Genomic DNA, 16381 nt, shown 5'->3' on the forward strand with positions numbered 1-16381 from the left:
TGTCGCCCTTCAGGATGCCGCCATGAATCTCTGGTTCCGCCTCATCTGGCTCCTCGCGACCACGCCGTTCCGGCCGAAGCTGGTCCCGCCCTTCGGCTGCTCCGTGCTGCCGTTCCGGGTCTGGTTCCACGATCTCGACACCAGCCTGCACATGAACAATGGCCGCTACTGGACGCTGATGGATCTCGGCCGCACCGACCTGATGCTGCGCAGCGGCCTCTGGCGCGCCGTGCTGCGCGAGGGCTGGGTGCCGGTGGTCAATGCCGGGATGATCCGCTTCCGCCGCGAGCTCAGGCTGTTTCGCTCCTTCGAGATCGAGACCGCGATCATGTGCTGGACCGAGAACTGGCTGGTGATGCAGCACCGCGTCATCGCCCGCGGCCGTGACGGCTCCGAGATCGTCGCGGCGGTCGCGCTGGCGCGGGCTGCGCTCTACGACCGCAAGGCCAAGGGCTACGTGCCGGTCGCGCGCATCTGGGGCGAGATGGGCATCACGGCTGAAAGCCCGCCGCAGACGCCGGAGATCACAGCCTTCCTCGCCGCCGAGGACGCGATGCGGCAGGCGGGGGCGGCGGAGCGCTGAGAGCGGCTACTCCGCCGCCAGCCGCGTCGCGCGCCACTGTGCCAGCAGCGCCCGCAGCGCGCCGGGCTTCAGCGGCTTGTTCAGGATGTGGACGTCGAAGGCGCCAGCCGCCTCGCGCACCTGCGGCGAGCGGTCGGCGGTCAGCAGGATCGCGGGGAGCGGCAGGCGCGAGCGCTCGCGCAGCGCCGAGATCGCAGCCAGCCCGTCGCCGCGGTCGAGATGGTAGTCGGCGATCAGCACGTCCGGCTCGCCGCCCTTCTTCATCAGCGCCATCGCCTCGTCGAGGCCCGGCGCGGTTACGACGAGGCAGCCCCAGCCTTCGAGCAGCAGCCGCATGCCGTCGAGGATGGTGGGCTCGTTGTCGATCACCATCAGCTTGAGGCCGGCGAGCTGCCCGGCCGGCGCCTGGCGCGGCGAGGTGCTGGTCGCCATCGCCGGCAGCGGCGCGGCGCGCGGCACCATCACCGAGAAGCGCGTGCCGCGGCCGGGCGCCGAGTTGAGCACGAGCTTGTGGTCGAGCGTGCGCGCGATGCGCTCGACGATGGAGAGGCCGAGGCCCAGCCCCCGCGCCACCCGGGCGCCCTGGTCGAGCCGCTGGAACTCGCGGAACACGGTGCGCTGCTTGCTCTGGGGGATGCCGAGCCCGGTATCGAGCACCTCGACGGCGATCTGCCCGCCGCGCCGGCGGCAGCCGACCAGCACCTTGCCGTTCGGCGTGTACTTGATCGCGTTCGAGATCAGGTTCTGGAGCAGGCGCCTGAGCAGCCGCCGGTCCGAGCGCAGCGCGACGCCGGCCGGGACGAAGACGAGCTTCAGCCCCTTCTCCTGGGCGCTCGGCTCGAATTCGCGCTGGAGCTGGCGCATCAGCTCGTCCAGCCGGAAGCTGGTCAGCTCGGGCTTCATCGCGCCGCCATCGAGCCGCGAGATCTCGAGCAGCGCGGTCAGGATCTCCTCGACCGCATCGAGCGAGGCGTCGATGTTCTCGGCGAGCTCGGGGATGGCGGCCTGCCGGTCGCGCTCGACCAGCGCGGTGGCGTAGAGGCGGGCGGCGTTGAGCGGCTGCAGGATGTCGTGGCTGGCGGCGGCGAGGAAGCGGGTCTTCGAGGCATTGGCCTCCTCCGCCTCGCCCTTGGCGCGCTGGAGCGCGGCATTGACGCGCAAGAGCTCCTCGGTGCGCTCGACGACGCGGCGCTCCAGGCTCTCATTGGTGCGCTCCAGCTCCTCATGCGCCTCGACCGATTCGGTGATGTCGGTATAGGTCGTCACCAGGCCGCCATCGGGCAGCGGGTTGGAGCGGATCTCGATCACCTTCTTCAGGGGGTAGAGCTTGAGCCTGACCGGCTCGCGGTCGTTGACGAAGCTCTCCAGCCGCGCCGCCATCAGCTCGTCCTGCTCGCCGTCGCCATAGGCGCCGCGCGCCGCGTTGTAGCGCACGATCTCGTCCAGGCCCGTGCCGAAGCGCACCAGCGATTGCGGCAGGTCGTAGAGCTCGATGAAGGCCTGGTTCCAGGCCAGCATCCTGAGGTCGCGGTCGAGCACGGTGATGCCCTGGCCGGCATGGTCGAGCCCGTGCTGGAGGATGTCGCGGTTGTATTGCAGCGCCGCCGAGGCGTCGTCGAGCAGCTTGAAGGCGGCCTCGGTCGAGAGGTTGCGCCGCTTCAGCAAGAGCGAGAGCACCAGCCGCGACGAGGCCGCGCCGATGGCGGAGGAGAGCAGGTGCTCGCCGAAGCGCAGCATGTGGATGTCGGCCTCGCGATTGCCGTTCGGCGCCTCGCCGCGCCCATTGGTGAAGCCGTCGAAGGCGCGCTGCGTCCGCTCCTGGCCGAGATAGCGGCCGATGGTCGATTGCAGCTCGGCCTCGGTGACGCTGGAGCGCCAGAGCGAGAAGGATTGCGCCATCGTCCCGCGGTCGGATTCGACGAAGGAATTGGCCTGCAGCCGCTCCATCGCGCTGGCCGGGCGCAGCAAGGAAAAGCCGACATAGCAGAGGACGTTCAGCCCCAGGCTCCAGAGCACGCCGTGGGGCAGGGCCGGCAGGTCGAGCCCGAACAGCGCCTCCGGCCTGAGCGCCAAGATGCCGAGCGGCCCCTTCTCGACCACGTCGTTCCAGATGCTGTCGGGATGGGCAAGGCTCGGGATCAGCAGCGTGTAGGTCCAGGTCACCGTCCCGATGATCAGCCCGGCGGCGGCGCCGAGCGCGGTGCCGCGCCGCCAGAGCAGCCCGCCGAAGAAGGCGGGCGCGATCTGCGCCGTCGCCGCAAACGAGAGCAGGCCGATCGAGACCAAGGCCGCCTCGCCGGCCGCGCGGTAGTAGGCGTAGCCGAGCAGGATCACGAGCAGGATGGCGAGGCGCCGGATGATCACGACCTGCGAGCCGAGGTCGCCGCCGGTCGTGCCGTTGCTGCGCTGCTTCAGCGTCGCCAGCGCCCGGTCGGGATCGGTGAGGAGGCCGCGCAGGCGCAGCATCAGCGGCATGACGAGGTGGTTCGAGATCATGATCGCCAGCGCGACCGAGGCGACGATCACCATCGCGGTCGCGGCCGAAAGCCCGCCGATGAAGACGATCAGCGCGAGCAGCCCGGCGCCGTGCTCCAGCGGCAGCAGCAGCACGGTCATGTCGCGGTCGACGCCCGGCCCCGGCATCAGCAACTCGCCCGCCATGGCGAGCGGCAGCACGAACAGGTTGATCAGCACGAGGTAGAGCGGGAACATCCAGGCGGCGCGGCGCACGTCGCGCGCGTCGCGGTTCTCGACGATCGTCATGTGGAACTGTCGCGCCAGCAGCAGCGAGGCGCAGGCCGAGAGCAGGGTCAGCGTCAGGAAGGTCGGCCAGTTGGAGGTCCGGTCCCAGATCGGCAGCGCCCCGTCGGGCGGCTTCGAGGCCTTCGCGATCAGGTCGCCGGCGCCGTCGAACAGGCCATAGGCGACGAAGATGCCGAGCACGAGGAAGGCGATCAGCTTCACCACCGATTCGGCCGCGATCGCCAGCACGAGCCCGTCCTGGTGCTCGGTCGCGTCGATATGCCTGGTGCCGAAGGCGCAGGCGAATCCGGCCAGCACCATGGCGACGAGGAAGGCGAGGTCGCTCAGCACGGGCACGTCGGTCGTCAGCGCCCTCCCGCCGGTCGCGGTCAGGAAGACCGAGAGCGAATTGGCCACCGCCTTCAATTGCAGCGCGATATAGGGCAGGGCGCCGATGACGGCGACGAGGCAGACCAGCGCCGCGACGCGCTCGCTCTTGCCGTAGCGCGCGCCGACGAAATCGGCGATCGAGGTGATGTTCTGCGATTTCGCGATGTCGACGATGCGCGCGACGAAGCGGTGGCCGAAGCCGATCACGAGGATCGGCCCGACATAGATGCCGAGGAAGTCGAAGCCGGCGCTATTGGCGAAGCCGACCGAGCCGTAGAAGGTCCAGGAGGTGCAGTAGACGCCGAGCGCCAGCGCGTAGATCGTCGTGCGCGCCCGCCCGGCCATCAGCCGCCGGCCCGAGGTGTCGGCGGCATGCGCGATCGCAAACAGCGCGCAGAGATAGCCGAGCGCGACCAGAATGACGGACCAGGCCGGGATCATCTCGTCTCCATGGCGCAAAGCTTAGCGCATCGGCAGGCCGAGCGCGATGCGGCTTTCGGCCGGTATCTGTGGCTAACTGCCTTGGATCGCTGGCTGATTTCAGCATGGCTCCGGCCGTCGCCACGAGCTCGGGGCCGCTTCGTCTCGCATAGCGGGAACCAATTCGCCGGCCGCGGTCTTCTAACCCGCGCCACTCTCCACTAGCCTGCTTCAGCGCCTTGCCGCTTGGGCAGGCGCCTTGCGACCGTCTCGAGAAGAAGGGGCCGAGAATGCTGAAGGAATTCAAAGAATTCGCCATGAAGGGCAACGTCATGGACCTCGCCATCGGCGTGGTCATCGGCGCGGCCTTCGGCAGGATCGTCGACTCGCTGGTCGGCGACCTGATCATGCCGATCTTCGGTGCGATTGGCGGTCTCGATTTCTCCAACTACTTCGTCGGCCTGAACAGCGCCGTCACCAGCCCGGTCCTGGCCGACGCCAAGAAGCAGGGCGCCGTCTTCGCCTATGGCAGCTTCATCACCGTCGCGATCAACTTCATCATCATCGCCGTTGCGCTCTTCCTGGTGGTCAAGCTGATCAACCGGGTGAGGCGCGCCGAGAAGGCAGCCGAGCCGTCGAAGCCCGCGGCCAAGCCCGACGACGTCGTGCTGCTCGGCGAGATCCGCGACCTGCTGAAGCAGCGGCCGGTCTGATCGCACCGAACTGCGTTTGACTTTGCGGAAGTGAGATACAATGTATCTCACCTCAAAAGGAGGCGCCCATGGCAGCGACGACGATGGTCCATGTCCGGGTGGACGAGGAGGTCAAGGACCAGGCGACGGATGCGCTCGCCGCGATGGGGCTGACCCTGTCTGCCGCCGTGAAGATATTCCTGATGCGGGTCGCCACCGAGAAGGCGCTGCCGTTCGAGCTGCGCGTGCCCAACGCGGAGACGGTGGCCGCGATGCAGGAGGCCGAGGCGCTGGTGCGCAATCGTAGCCGCAGACTGACCTCCGCGCAGGACATGCTCGATGAGCTCGAAGAAGACGGCAAGCGCTAAGCGCGCGCCGTTCCCGAGGGCCTGCGATTACACCAAGCAGTTCCGCAAGGATTGGGAGGCGTTGTCGCGCTCCGGTCGCTTCGACATGAACCGCCTCAAGGAGGCGGTGCTGCTTCTCATCGCCGGTGATGCGCCGTTGCCGCCCGAATGGCTCGATCACCCGCTGACGGGACAATGGATCAATCATCGCGAGTGCCATATCGGCGGCGACTTCCTGCTGATCTACCGGCTCGACGGCAAGAACGCAGACGACCTGATCATCTTCGTGCGGACGGGAACGCACGCGCAATTGTTCGAATGAGCGGGTAGCCTATGAGGCGCCGGCTCGCCTGATTCATCACCGCGACAGATCGACCTGATCTCGGGATTTCATGCCTCCCACCCGCGGCTTCGGCTAAAGGGAAGCGTGGATCACATGAGGTTGAAGCCTATGACGACCGATACGCTGCCGGGCGCCGGCCTGATCGCCGAATTGCGGCCCGAGGCCCGCAATGCGCCCGAGAGCGGCATCGTCGAGGTGATGAACCATGGCAGGCTGCGGCCCGGCCTGATTCCGCTCTGGGTCGGCGAGGGTGACCTGCCGACGCCGGAGTTCATCATGCGCGCCGCGATGAAGTCGCTGGCTGATGGCGAGACCTTCTACACCTGGCAGCGCGGCATCCCGGAACTGCGCGAGGCGCTGGCGCGCTATCACACCAGGCTCTACGGCCAGCCCTTCTCGGCCGAGCGCTTCTTCGTCACCGGCTCGGGCATGCAGTCGGTCCAGATCGCCGTGCGCATGATCGCCGGCCCCGGCGACGAGCTGATCATCCCGACCCCGGCCTGGCCGAATTTCGTCGCAGCGATCGAGGTCGGCGGCGCCAAGGCGGTCTGCGTCCCGATGGACCTCGACCAGGGCCGCTTCACGCTCGACCTCGACAAGCTCGCCGCCGCGATCACGTCCCGGACCCGCGCGCTGATCGTCAACTCGCCCGCCAACCCGACCGGCTGGACCGCGACCAGGGACGAGATGGCGGCGCTGCTGGCGCTGGCCCGCAAGCACGGCATCTGGATCATCGCCGACGAGATCTATGGCCGCTTCGTCTATAACGGCGAGGCGCGCGCCGCCTCCTTCCACGACGTCATGGACGAGGACGACCGCGTCCTCTTCCTCCAGACCTTCTCGAAGAACTGGGCCATGACCGGCTGGCGCATGGGCTGGATCGAGGCGCCGCCCGTCTTCGGCCAGATCATCGAGAACCTGATCCAGTATTCGACCTCGGGCTCGCCGGTCTTCATCCAGCGCGCCGGCGTCGCGGCGCTGGACGAGGGCGAGGCCTTCGTCGCCGAGCAGATCGCCCGCGCAGCCGAGGGCCGCAGGATCGTCTTCGAGGGGCTCAAGGCGACCAACCGCGTCTCGCTCTCGGCGCCGGACGGGGCCTTCTACCAGTTCTTCAGCGTCGATGGCCGCACCGAGTCGCGCAAGCTCGCCGTCGAGCTCTGCGACACGGCCAATGTCGGCCTTGCGCCGGGGACCGCCTTCGGCCCGGGCGGCGAGACCGGCCTGCGCCTCTGCTTCGCCCGCAAGGCCTCGGACCTGACCGAGGCGGTGGCGCGGCTGCAGCGGGCGCTCGCGGCCTGAGCCCGGCCGCGTGAACCTTACGCAATGCCGCCCTGCGTAGCCGGGGCGCCATTGCGTTTGACCGGGGCGGGACGGGCGTTCATTGATCGCATGTCCGCTTTCAACGCTGCGCCGCTCCGGCGCGCGCCCCGCACGACATGGCCATTCCGAGTTTCATCCCCTACCGGCTGAGAACGCTTTCCGGCGAGGCCTTCGTCATCGGCTGCGCCGCCGTGGGCGGGGCGCTGTTTGCCCTGCTCGACGTGCCCGCCGCCTGGCTCTCCGGCTCGATGCTGCTGGTCTCGGTCCTCGGCGTCACCATGCGCCTGCCGGACCTGCGCAAGCCCTGGTTCGATTCGACCATGATCATGTCGGGCACGCTGATCGGCTCCTCGGCGACGCCCGAGGCGCTGGCCGCGACCGCACGTTATCCCGGCTCGCTGCTCGTGCTGCTCGTCGGCATGATAGCCATCATGCTCGCGACCGGCGCCTATCTCCGCTACGTCGCGCGCTGGTCCTGGATCGATGCGCTGCTCGCCGCCGCGCCCGGAGCGCTCTCGACGGTGATCGCCGTCGCGCAGGCGAAAGGCGCCAATATCGGCCGGATCGCGGTGATCCAGCTCTTCCGCATCCTCGTCCTCGTCGCCATCCTGCCCAGCATCATGAAGCTGACCGGGGACATGGCCGTCGTGCCGCAGGCGGCCGTGCCCATCGCGAGCATTGGCGACGCCGCGCTGGTGCTGGGCGCAGGGCTCGTCACCGGGCTGATCTTCGAGCGTATCGGCATCACCGCGCCCTTCATCCTCGGCGCCACCTTGTCGAGCTCGATCCTGCATGGCACCGGCACGGTGCATGGCACGCTGCCGCCCGAGATCGCCACGGTCATCATGGTCATGCTCGGCGCTGCCATGGGCGGACGCGTCTCGAACCTGAAGCGGGGCGAGATCGCCGGGCTGTTCCCGCTCGCCATTGGCGGCTTCGTCGTCTCGCTGGTCGTCGCCTTCGCCTTTGCCTGGCCGGCCGCCTGGCTCGCCGGCGTGCCCTATGCCAATGCGATGGCGGCCTTCGCGCCGGGCGGGCTGGAGGCGATGGCGATGCTCGCCTTCGCCATGGGGCTCGACCCGCTTTATGTCGGCGCCCACCACCTGACGCGCTTCATGATCCTCGGCCTCGCCATGCCCTTCCTGGTGGTGCGCTTCAAGAACGAGCCGCCGAAGGACTGAAGTAGATCACCGTCATCCCGGACAAGCCGCGCAGCGGCGTAGCTCCGGGATCCATCGTAGGGCTCCGGCGCTCTACGATGGATCCCGGCGCTCCGCTTCGCTACGGCCGGGATGACGCGAGGGGGGACGGCCGCGAGGATCAGTCCACGCCGAGCGTGGTCAGGTCCTGGAACCAGTGCTGGGCCAGCGTGAACTTCTTCACCTTCGGCGAAAGCGCGTGCGGGTTGGTGTCGTGCACGACCCAGACCAGGACTGCGTCGTCGACGATCTGCGCATGCGCCTTGGCGAGCAGCTCGTCCTGCTTGGCGACGTCGAAGGTCTTCATCGCCTCGTTCAGGTAGCCGTCGACGACGGGGCTCGCATAAAAGCCCCAGTTCACGCCGACCGGCGCAGCCTGGTTCGAGTGGAAGAAGCGGATGATCGCGTAGAGCGGGTCGGAGGTGACATAGGCGATGTTGTTCGAGGTGATGCCGGCATTCATCTCGTCCTTCGCGCCCTTGCGCCAATGCGTGTAGAGCACCTCAAGCTCGACGACCTTGAACTCGATCTCGATGCCGACATCCTTGAGGTTCTGCTGGATGAACTCGTTCATCGGCAGCGACAGCATCTGGCCGGTGCCGCCCTGCGCGATGACGAAGGTCGCCTTCAGCGGCTTGGCTGGCGAGTAGCCGGCCTCAGCGACGAGCTTCTTCGCCGCCTCTGGATCGTACTTGATCTGGAAGCCCGGCTTGCCGAACCACGGGCTGGCAGGATCGACCTGGCCGACAGCCGGCTTGGCGAGACCGTTCATCAGCGCGACGATGCCGTCGCGGTCGACGGCGAGGTTCATCGCCTTGCGCAGGCGCACATCTGTCCAGGGCGAGCCCGGCACGACGCTGAGATGGTAGTTCCAGACATGCGGGGTGACGTTCTCGACGATCTTCATGCCGGCCGACTTGAGCTGCGGCACGGTGTCGGGAGCCGGCGTCTCGATCAGGTCGACCTGGCCCGAGATCAGCGCGTTGGTGCGCGACAGCACCTCCGGCATCGGCACCAGCACGAGCTTGTCGACCTTGGCGAGGCGGTTCTTGTTCCAGTAATCCGGGTTCTTGCTGAGTTCGGCCAGTTCGCGCGGCACCAGCTTGGTCAGCTTGAACGGGCCTGTGCCGGAGGGCTGCTGGGCGAACTTGTCCCAGTCGCGCCCGAGCTTCTCGTATTGCGCCGGGCTTGAGACCAGGAACCAGAGCATCTGGTAGGGGAAGAAGGAATCGACCGCCTTGGTGGTGATCTCGACCGTCTTCGCATCGACCTTGCGGTAGCTCGCGACCGAGGGCAGGCGCGGCCTGACCTGGGCCGCCTGACGCCGGTCGTAATGCGGCGCCTGCTCGTTCAACACCTTCTCCAGGTTCCAGACCACGGCATCGGCGTCAAAGGCGCTGCCATCGTGGAACGTCACGCCCTCGCGCAGCGTGAACAGCCACTTCTTCTGGTCGGCGGGATCGACCTTCCATTCGGTGGCGAGGCCCGGCACGAGCTTGCCCGGCCGGTCGGCGACGTCCATTTCCCAGGCGACCAACGGGTCGTAGAGCGTATAGCCGGTGAACTTGTAGGCGCCGGCGCCGCGGTCGGGCTGGCCCGAGGTCAGCGGGATGTCGGCCAGCGAGATGCCGTAGCGGACGACCGACTCCGCCCTGGCCCAACTGGTCAAGGATAAGGCGACGAACGCCGATACTGCCAAGCGTTTGAACATGGGAGCCCCTGCATGTGGAAGGTGCTCCTGCGTCAGCAAGTGGTATGCCAGTCCGCGGGCTCAGCCGCGCGGCCAGGTTGCGCCATTGGTATGGGTCATGACGGCGTAGAGCGAGGTCGTGCCGCAGATGAAGAGGCGGTTCAGCTTCGGCCCGCCCCAGGCGACATTGGCGACGGTCTCGGGGATCAGCACCTTGCCGACCAGCGTGCCGTCCGGGTCGTAGACATGGACGCCGTCATTGGCGCTGGTCCAGAGCCGGCCGGTCGCGTCGAAGCGGAAGCCGTCGAACAGGCCGGCCGTGCAGGTCGCGAAGACCTCGGAGCGGCCGAGCGCCGTGCCCTCTTTCGTCAGCTCGAACTTGCGGATATGGCGCGGCCCGTCCGGATCATGGCTCGCGCCCGTGTCGGCGATATAGAGCGCGCTCTCGTCGGGCGCGAAGGCGAGCCCGTTCGGCTTGGCGAAATCGTCGGCGACGATGGCGAGCGCACCGCTCTGCGGGTCGATGCGGTAGACATGGCAGCGGCCGATTTCGGCCTCGCCCTTGTTGCCCTCGTAGTCGCTGCCGATGCCGTAATCGGGATCGGTGAACCAGATCGAGCCGTCCGACTTGACCACGGCGTCGTTGGGCGAGTTCAGCCGCTTGCCCTGCCAATGGCTGGCGAGCACGGTGACGGAGCCGTCATGCTCGGTGCGCGTCACCTGCCGCCCGCCATGCTCGCAGGTCACGAGCCGGCCCTGGAGATCGACGGTGTTGCCGTTGGAGTTCCGTGCCGGCTGGCGGAAGGTGCCGACATGGCCGGTCGCCTCGTCGTAGCGCAGCATCCGGTCGTTCGGGATGTCGGACCAGACCAGCGTGCGATGCGCCGGGAACCAGGCCGGCCCCTCGGCCCAGCGCGAGCCGCTCCAGAGCCGCTCGATCCGCGCCGAGCCCGGCACGATGCGGTGGAAACGCGGGTCGTAGACCTCGACCCCGGTGCCTTCGATCACGCCGAACATGGAATTGTCTCCCTGAAGCGGGCGGGACAATCGGCGATTGTTGGGCCGGCGGCAAGATGGTCAAGCGCGGGGAACCCTCTCCTGTAAGGAGAGGGCAGGGTGAGGTGTAGGCCAGAACACCAGTGAAGTGGAACGAGAGCCGCAACTCCGCCAACGGCATCAAGATTGGACGGTGCCCTCTCCGTCGTTGCGAGGAGCGTAGCGACGAAGCAACCCAGGGGGACTGCGCGAGACCCCCTGGGTTGCTTCGCTGCGCTCGCAATGACGGCAGCGGTTAGCTCACGGCAACAGCATCCAGCGGCCGACACCTCACCCAACCCTCTCCTTACAGGAGAGGGTTCCCGCGCCTGCATCTCAAAGGTCGAGCCCCGCATCCCAATACGGCGTCGCGCCATAGAGCTCAGCCAGGTAATCGACGAACACCCGCACTTTCTGCTCCATGTGCCGCCGGCTCGGATAGACCGCGTAGACCGCGACGCGCTTGCCGCCCGAATACTCCGGCAGCACGTGCACGAGCTGGCCCGATTTCAGCTCCGGCCCGACATCCCAGGTCGAGCGCAGCGCGATGCCGACGCCGCCGAGCAGCGCCTCGCGCACGACCTCGCTCGAATTCGTCCGGAGTCGGCTGGTGACGGGCACGGTGACTGCGCCCGAAGGCCCGTCGAGCCGCCACTGGTCGGCATTGTGGGCGATCAGCGCATGCTTCGAAAGCTCGTCGATGCTGCCGGGCAGGCCGTGCTCCGCGACATAGCTAGGCGTCGCGCAGAGGATGCGGTGGTTCGGCGCCAGCCGCTTCGCCACGAGGCTCGAATCCTGCAAGTCGGCGATGCGCACCGCGAGGTCGAAACCCTCGCCGATGATGTCGACGAAGGAATCGGTCAGGATCAGGTCGACCGTCACCATCGGGTTGGAATCGAGGAAGGGTTTGAGATGCGGCGCGATGTGCAGCCGCCCGAATGAGGTCGGCGCCGACACGCGCAAGGTGCCGCGCGCCTGGCCTGAGCCGCTCGCCACCCAGGCCTCGGCATCCTCGATCGAGGCCAGGATCGAGACGACGCGCTCATAGAAGCCCTGGCCCGCCTCGGTCAGCGAGAGTTGCCGCGTCGTGCGTTGGAGCAGGCGCACGCCGAGCCGCTCCTCCAGCCGCCGGATGCGCTTCGAGATCACCGCCGGCGAGAGCTTCAACTCGCGCCCGGCCGCCGACATGCTCTTGGCCGTGACCACATGCGCGAAGACGTCGAGATCGCCGAATCGGTCCATGCTTCCTCACCTTTTCTTTTTCAGAAATAATCATGGCCTTTCGCCGCGCTGCAAGCGAGTTCGAATTGCTCTAACCTGTCCGCAGCGAGCAGGGTATGAGCAACAAGACCCCGCCGCGCCTCGAGGAGTGTCACCCATGAGCGCCATCGCGTTCCCCATTCCGCGCGCCGATATCCTGGCGCGGCGCGACGAGATCATCGCGGGCCTGGCCCCGCTGGTGGCAGCGGACGCGCTGATCACCTCCGACGACGAGCGCCGCCCCTACGAGACCGACGCGCTGACCGCCTATCGCCGCATGCCGCTTGCCGTGGTGCTGCCCTCGACCACGCAGGAGGTTGCGGCCGTCCTGTCCTATTGCAGCGCGCAGGGCGTTCCTGTCGTGCCGCGGGGCGCGGGCACTTCGCTCGCCGGCGGCGCAATCCCGCAGGAGGACGCCATCGTCATCGGCGTCTCCAAGATGAATCGCATCCTCGAGATCGACTACGCTAACAGGGTCGCAAAGGTGCAGGCCGGCGTCACCAACCTCGCCGTCACCGGCGCCGTCTCGGCCGAAGGCTTCTTCTACGCGCCCGACCCGTCCTCGCAGCTCGCCTGCTCGATCGGCGGCAATATCGGCATGAATTCCGGCGGCGCCCATTGCCTGAAATACGGCGTCACCACCAATAACGTGCTCGGCGTCACGCTGGTCATGCTCGACGGCTCGATCGTCGAGATCGGCGGCGCCCATCTCGATGCGCCCGGGCTCGACGTGCTCGGCCTGATCGTCGGCTCCGAGGGGCAGCTCGGCATCGTCACCGAGGCGACGGTGCGCATCCTGCGCTCGGCCGAGGGCGCGCGCCCGGTCCTGTTCGGCTTCCCGACCAGTGAGGAGGCCGGCGCGGCCGTCGCGGCGATCATCGGCGCCGGCATCATCCCCGTCGCGATGGAGTTCATGGACAAGCCCGCCATCGAGATCTGCGAGGCCTTTGCCCATGCCGGCTATCCGATGGATGTCGAGGCGCTGCTGATCATCGAGGTCGAGGGCTCCGACGAGGAGATGGACGCCCAGCTCGCCCGCATCGTCGCCATCGCCCGACAGCACGGCGTCAAGACGGTCAAGGAAAGCAAGTCGGCGATGGAGACCGCCGCGATCTGGAAGGGCCGCAAATCCGCCTTCGGCGCCACCGGCCGCATCGCCGACTATATCTGCATGGACGGCACCATTCCGACCGGGCAATTGCCCTTCGTGCTCCGGCGCATGGACGAGATCATCAAGGGCTACGGCCTGCGCGTCGCCAACGTCTTCCATGCCGGCGACGGCAACCTGCACCCACTGATCCTCTACAACTGCAACGACCCGGTCGAGGCGCAGAAGGCCGAGGATGCCGGCAACGACATCTTGAAGCTCTGCGTCGAGGTCGGCGGCTGCCTCACCGGCGAGCATGGCGTCGGCATCGAGAAGCGCGACCTGATGAATGTCCAGTTCAACCCGGAAGACCTGCAGCAGCAGATGCGCGTGCGCGCCGTCTTCGACGGCCAATGGCTGATGAACCCCGCAAAAGTCTTCCCGCTCGAAGGCAGGGTCGCGGCGTGACCATCCATACCCCCACAACCGAAGCCCAGGCCTGCGCCGTCGTCGCCTCCGTCGTCGCGACGGGGATCCCGCTCAGCATCCGCGGCGGCGGCACGCGCTCCGGCCTCGGCCGCCCGATCCAGGTCGTCAGCACGCTCTCCAGCGCCGGCCTGACCGGCATCACGCTCTACGAGCCGGCCGAGATGGTGATCGGCGCCCGCGCCGGCACGCCGCTTGCGCTGGTGCAGGAGACACTGGCCGAACGCGGCCAGATGCTGCCCTTCGAGCCGATGGACCACCGCCCGCTGCTCGGCACCTCCGGTGAGCCGACCATCGGCGCCGTCGCTGCCGGCAACGTCTCCGGCCCGCGCCGCATCAATGCCGGCGCGGCGCGCGACTCGCTGATCGGCATCAGGCTGATCAATGGCCGCGGCGAGGCGATCAAGTCCGGCGGGCGGGTGATGAAGAACGTCACCGGGCTCGACCTCGTGAAGCTCGTCGCCGGCAGCCACGGCACGCTCGGCTTCCTCACCGAGGTCACCTTTCGCGTCCTGCCGAAGCCTGAGCGCATCGTCACGCTGGCCTGGAACGGCCTTGCCGACGAGGCCGCGGTCGCGCTGCTTTCGACGGCACTCGGCTCGCCCTTCGAGCCGATGGCGGCGGCGCATCTTCCGGCCGGCATCGGCACCGACCATGCCCGCACCCTGCTGCGGCTGGAGAATTTTTCCGCCTCGATCGACTATCGCGGAAAAGCCCTGGCCGAGCTGTTCAGCCGGCATGGCCAGCCGGAGCTGATCGAAGGCGAGGCCTCCGCCACGCTCTGGAGCGATATCCGCGACGCCGGCTTCTTCGCTGGCACGCAGGAGGCCGTCTGGCGGCTCTCGCTCGCGCCGGGCAACGGCCCGCGCGCCACGGCTGCGATCGCCAAGGCCCTGCCGCAGGCGCGCTGGTTCTACGATTGGGGCGGCGGGCTGGTCTGGCTAGCGGTATCAGCTGATGGCGATGCCGGCGCCGCCGCGATCCGCGCTGCGATCAGGCCGCTCGGCGGCCATGCCACGCTGGTGCGCGCCCCCGACGCAGTCCGCGCCGCGGTGCCGGTCTTCGAGCCCTTGGCCGAGCCGCTGCTGCGGGTCACGGCCGGCATCAAGCAGAGTTTCGATCCGGCCGGCATCTTCGAGCCCGGCCGGATGTATGCGGGGATTTGAGATGAGACGCGATGGCAAGACGGGCCGCCACCTAACCCCTCCCCCTGGTGGGGAGGGGCAGGGGTGGGGGGCGAGCGACGGGGTGAGGCACTCACCCCGTCGTTCGCCCCCCCTCTCCAGCTCTCCCCCACAAGGGGGGAGAGAGGAGCTCCGTCCGGCTGCGGCTCGTCATGCTCGTCCCGGTGTCGCGTCGCGTTTCCGAGCCTGATCATGCAGACCAATTTCACGCCCGAACTCCTCGCCTCCGATCCGCGCCTGCCGGCCTCGGAGAAGATTCTGCGCACTTGCGTGCATTGCGGCTTCTGCACGGCGACCTGCCCGACCTATCTCCTGCTCGGCGACGAGCTCGATTCCCCGCGCGGGCGCATCTACCTGATCAAGGACATGCTGGAGAACGGCAAGCCGGCGACCGAGCAGGTGGTCAAGCACGTCGACCGCTGCCTCTCCTGCCTGTCCTGCATGTCGACCTGCCCCTCGGGCGTGAACTACATGCACCTCGTCGACCATGCCCGGGCCCATATCGAGGAGACCTATGAGCGCTCCTGGCATGACAAGCTGCTGCGCCGCGTGCTGGCGGCGGTGCTGCCCTATCCCAACCGCTTCCGCACCGCGATGCTGGCGGCGGCGCTCGGCAAGCCCTTCGCGAGCGTCTTCGGTGCGTTGCCGGTCGTTGGCGGGCGGCTGAAGGCGATGCTCTCGCTGGCGCCGGCGCGTTTACCGGGCCGCTCCGCCTGGGAGGGGCCGCAGAGCTTCCCGGCCGCCGGCCCGGCCCGCGCCAAGCGCGTCGCGCTGCTCTCCGGCTGCGCCCAGCCTGTGCTCGACCCCGCCATCAACGAGGCGACGATCCGCCTGCTGACGCGCCATGGCGTCGAGGTCGTACTGCCGAAAAACGAGGGCTGCTGCGGCGCGCTTGTCCACCACATGGGCCAGGAGCATGACGCGCTTGCCTTCGCCCGCCGCAATATCGACGCCTGGATGGCCGAGATCGACGGCGAGGGGCTCGACGCCATCCTGATCACCGCCTCGGGCTGCGGCACCACGATCAAGGATTACGGCTTCATGTTCCGCAACGAGCCGGCCTATGCCGCCAAGGCGGAGAAGGTCGCCGCGCTCGCCAAGGACATCACCGAATTCGCCGAGACGCTGGAGCTCAACCACGTCCGCGATCCCGGCTTCCAGATCGCCTATCACTCCGCCTGCTCGATGCAGCACGGCCAGCAGCTCAAGGACGGGCCGAAGCGGCTGCTGAGCGCCGCCGGCTTCAAGGTCAGGGAGGTGCCCGAGGGCCATATCTGCTGCGGCTCGGCTGGTGTCTACAACATCCTCCAGCCCGAGCTCGCCGGCCAGCTGCGCGAGCGCAAAATCGGCAACATCGAGCGCACCAGGCCGCTTCTGGTCGCCACCGGTAATATCGGTTGCATGACCCAGCTCGCGAAGGGCTTTGCCGACAAGGGCGCGGTTACGCCTGTAGTTCACACCGCCGAGCTGCTCGACTGGACGACCGGCGGCCCGCTGCCGGAGAAGCTGGCGCGGGCGGGGATCGAGGATGTGCCGGTGACCGGCCCGCGGCCGCGAAAGGACATGCTCTTCGCGGCGGAATAGGCGCGTGGCGCGCGCCTAA

13 protein-coding genes are annotated in these 16381 nt (G+C 68.1%); 9 read left to right on the plus strand and 4 right to left on the minus strand.

What is annotated here, in order from left to right; genetic code table 11:
* Positions 1-22 precede the first annotated feature (22 nt).
* Positions 23-583, plus strand: a complete 561-nt coding sequence (locus DWF00_RS04740) for an acyl-CoA thioesterase (protein ID WP_114831929.1) — start codon at positions 23-25, stop codon at positions 581-583.
* 6 nt (positions 584-589) lie between these two features.
* On the opposite strand, the gene DWF00_RS04745 is transcribed toward DWF00_RS04740, so the two are convergent.
* Positions 590-4156 (minus strand): PAS domain-containing hybrid sensor histidine kinase/response regulator, encoded by a 3567-nt coding sequence (locus tag DWF00_RS04745; protein WP_114831930.1) that lies wholly within the window; start codon positions 4154-4156, stop codon positions 590-592.
* 269 nt (positions 4157-4425) lie between these two features.
* Here DWF00_RS04745 and mscL point away from each other — a divergent pair, with 269 nt between their 5' ends.
* The 5 genes from mscL to DWF00_RS04770 all read left to right on the plus strand — a co-directional run bounded on the left by mscL (position 4426) and on the right by DWF00_RS04770 (position 8018).
* Positions 4426-4848 carry a large conductance mechanosensitive channel protein MscL gene (mscL, locus tag DWF00_RS04750; protein ID WP_114831931.1) on the plus strand — a complete coding sequence of 141 codons (423 nt, stop codon included), beginning with the start codon at positions 4426-4428 and terminating at the stop codon, positions 4846-4848.
* A 68-nt stretch (positions 4849-4916) separates the two neighbouring features.
* A complete protein-coding gene (locus tag DWF00_RS04755; protein ID WP_114831932.1) occupies positions 4917-5195 on the plus strand; it encodes a type II toxin-antitoxin system RelB/DinJ family antitoxin in 279 nt (92 codons plus the stop codon).
* Entirely contained in the window at positions 5167-5496 is a 330-nt protein-coding gene (locus DWF00_RS04760) for a type II toxin-antitoxin system YafQ family toxin (RefSeq protein ID WP_114831933.1), read from the plus strand. Before DWF00_RS04755 ends, DWF00_RS04760 begins: the two co-directional genes overlap by 29 nt.
* A 129-nt stretch (positions 5497-5625) precedes the next feature.
* Positions 5626-6816 carry a pyridoxal phosphate-dependent aminotransferase gene (locus DWF00_RS04765; RefSeq protein WP_114831934.1) on the plus strand — a complete coding sequence of 397 codons (1191 nt, stop codon included), beginning with the start codon at positions 5626-5628 and terminating at the stop codon, positions 6814-6816.
* Positions 6817-6953: 137 nt separating this feature from the next.
* Positions 6954-8018, plus strand: coding sequence for an AbrB family transcriptional regulator (locus tag DWF00_RS04770; protein WP_114831935.1), 1065 nt, complete (start codon positions 6954-6956; stop codon positions 8016-8018).
* 139 nt (positions 8019-8157) lie between these two features.
* Here DWF00_RS04770 and DWF00_RS04775 read toward each other — a convergent pair whose 3' ends face one another.
* The 3 genes from DWF00_RS04775 to DWF00_RS04785 form a co-directional block, all read right to left on the minus strand.
* The gene (locus DWF00_RS04775) at positions 8158-9747 is read right to left on the minus strand and encodes an ABC transporter substrate-binding protein (RefSeq protein ID WP_114831936.1); all 1590 of its coding nucleotides are present in this window, start codon (positions 9745-9747) and stop codon (positions 8158-8160) included.
* A 60-nt stretch (positions 9748-9807) separates the two neighbouring features.
* A complete protein-coding gene (locus DWF00_RS04780; protein ID WP_114831937.1) occupies positions 9808-10743 on the minus strand; it encodes an SMP-30/gluconolactonase/LRE family protein in 936 nt (311 codons plus the stop codon).
* Between the two features lie 354 nt (positions 10744-11097).
* The gene (locus DWF00_RS04785; RefSeq protein ID WP_114831938.1) at positions 11098-12003 is read right to left on the minus strand and encodes a LysR family transcriptional regulator; all 906 of its coding nucleotides are present in this window, start codon (positions 12001-12003) and stop codon (positions 11098-11100) included.
* Positions 12004-12139: 136 nt separating this feature from the next.
* Between DWF00_RS04785 and DWF00_RS04790 the strand changes: the two genes are divergently transcribed.
* The 3 genes from DWF00_RS04790 to glcF all read left to right on the plus strand — a co-directional run bounded on the left by DWF00_RS04790 (position 12140) and on the right by glcF (position 16362).
* Positions 12140-13576: an FAD-linked oxidase C-terminal domain-containing protein gene (locus DWF00_RS04790; RefSeq protein WP_114831939.1), complete on the plus strand. Its 1437-nt coding sequence runs from the start codon at positions 12140-12142 to the stop codon at positions 13574-13576.
* Complete coding sequence (locus tag DWF00_RS04795) at positions 13573-14760, plus strand: FAD-binding protein (RefSeq protein ID WP_114831940.1); 1188 nt, start codon at positions 13573-13575, stop codon at positions 14758-14760. Before DWF00_RS04790 ends, DWF00_RS04795 begins: the two co-directional genes overlap by 4 nt.
* A gap of 210 nt (positions 14761-14970) precedes the next feature.
* Positions 14971-16362 carry a glycolate oxidase subunit GlcF gene (gene glcF, locus DWF00_RS04800; protein ID WP_114831941.1) on the plus strand — a complete coding sequence of 464 codons (1392 nt, stop codon included), beginning with the start codon at positions 14971-14973 and terminating at the stop codon, positions 16360-16362.
* Positions 16363-16381: the final 19 nt, after the last annotated feature.

Origin of the sequence: Allobosea caraganae (assembly GCF_003351345.1) — a bacterium.
Lineage (GTDB): Bacteria > Pseudomonadota > Alphaproteobacteria > Rhizobiales > Beijerinckiaceae > Allobosea > Allobosea caraganae.